1 protein-coding gene is annotated in these 2,159 nt (G+C 52.1%); it reads left to right on the plus strand.

Going from position 1 to position 2,159, the window contains the following annotated elements; translation table 11 throughout:
- The first annotated feature begins 498 nt into the window (after nucleotides 1-498).
- Nucleotides 499-1,302, plus strand: a complete 804-nt coding sequence (locus V6D20_17685; protein ID HEY9817614.1) for a hypothetical protein — start codon at nucleotides 499-501, stop codon at nucleotides 1,300-1,302.
- Nucleotides 1,303-2,159 lie beyond the last annotated feature (857 nt).

Consider the following 2,159-nt stretch of genomic DNA (forward strand, 5'->3'; position numbering starts at 1 on the left):
TATTTGGTACAGTCCAAGAGCTCCTTCGGTTCTATGGCAAAGTTCTCAAGATTCCGGCATGAGTTATTCCACCTTACGACGTAGATTCACCTACAAAGGCCACATGCACCTGCATCCATCCCTAGTGTGAGTAGTCAAAAGAAATCCCCTCAGCCTGCAGTCAAGCCAGTTCCCGTACCCACAGCCCAGCCGGGTGCACCCAAGATGGTGAGGCCCAAAGCCCCACCCCCTAAACGCTCGCCAAAGTCCGAACCCCACGCCCAAGCCCAGCCCCAGCCCCAACGCCAATCTGCAGCTTCATCGCAACCCAAAGGGCATTCGCAGCCCCAGCCTATTCCTCAGTCACAGCAACCCACACACGCACAATCCCAGCCCCTACCCATTTCCATGCCCGGTTCGCCAGCAGGAGGCTTTGTGCCAGCCTCGCCAAGTGCATGGTCAACGGGGACCCCTCCTTCAAGGCCTCGCAAAGGCTCAGGGCTGCTTCCATCACGAGTTGTGAAAGTCAATGTGCCTCCTGAGTCCCACAACTTCTTCAAGGTCCACAATGGAATGCGGGCCGATGAACTGCTGAAACGAATATGCGATAAGCGTGGAATCCTTACTGACTTTTGCTCTCTTGCCATCACAGGTACAAGTACGCCGGTCGACCCCAACATGCGCCTCTGGGACCTCCCGCCCAACTCCACCTTTGACTTGGTCTTCGAAGTCCCGCTTGAGGAGCAAGTAATGCTGCGAAAGCTGAAGCAGGGCGAGGAAAGCGCTGTCTTGGAACTCCATGAACATGCTCAGCGCCAAGTAGCGCAGCAGAACTCTAGTGCCCTGTACCCCCAGCCTGCATTGGATCTTATCGATCCGGCGCCTCCCGACGACTCCTTTGATGTTGTGGATGATTTAGAAACTGCCTTCGAGCTTATGTTGGAACGCGGAGAAGAGCCCACTATGCAGAAAGCGCTCAAGATTTTGACTGATGAGAAAGTGGCTGCGGAGATGGAGGCAAAAAACCCCGAGGAAGCTGCTTTAGATCAAATGGTGGCGGACTGGGAGGAAGACACGCCTTCTGAGGAAGGTGGCCTGCGGAAGAGCCTCGATAGGCATATGCAAGCCGTCGATATCATGAACTCTTTGCTCGCTGTGGACAACATTGAGGATGCCATCAATGACTGGGTGAGCCAGGATGACTCTCTTCAAGCGTTCGAGGATATTCTCAAAGCGGAGTCCTTCCGCGTTCGCCAGAAGCGAACACGAGGAAGTAAGGGCTTTCTATCTGACACTAGATACAAATTTCGAGATTCTATCTAATTCAGGAAATTGGTCCCAGTAGCCATTGCAACAGTGACACTCGCATCTGCACCCTAGATATTTAACTTTCGTTTATTCTGCACAAGCCCATACATAAAAGAGGGTCCGGTATCGCTCAGTAGGACCTATCAGGGAAGGGCAACGAACAACGCAATGTTGAATCTCCTCGCATGGCATGGTTGACTAGTCCAGTTTGTATGCGTTTTCAATGTCTTCTGTCATTGGGAGGCGTTGTCTTAGTTGCTTGAACACACGATAGAAGACGAATGCGTGGAGGCCCTGGATGTTAGAGCGTAGGAAAATGCAAGAGGGCCTCTTCTCTCGCTTATCATCCGAAGATTGGTTTTCACACAAACTTCACAAAATGCCACACTTGGACTACAGCTCAACTTCACTGCTGGGAGGATAGCGCCCTACAAGAAGTCCAAAAAGGAGCCAAACAGGCCATGAAAGGCGTGCCCCTGGAGGGGCCCAGTGACTCAGAGGGAACTCATCTTCGCCCCCAGTGCAATCTACAATGTCAACCCAAGAGGGCAAGGTATTTGTGGAAGGAGTCATGGGGAAGTGTTTTTAGCCTAATTATGGCACTAACTAAACTACACACATTCTCGAAAAAAGGGAAGAGGGGGGAGAGGGGGAGGGAGGGAGGATGAGAGAAGGTGAGGAGGAGGCTGGAGGTGGGGAGGCTACCATCTATGCCATCTCTGATCATGGACCCAGGTATACGGGAGTGGTTGTTATGCTTAGCTCCGCTAAGACAGAAGAAGAAAGAGTCCAAGCAAGCATTCGTTCCTTAGTGTGAGATGTTGGAGAAAGAGTTTCTCCCTGCCCTGCCTCCAAACTGAGCTTTTGTTCAT

It is taken from the genome of Candidatus Obscuribacterales bacterium, from assembly GCA_036703605.1.
GTDB lineage: Bacteria > Cyanobacteriota > Cyanobacteriia > RECH01 > RECH01 > RECH01.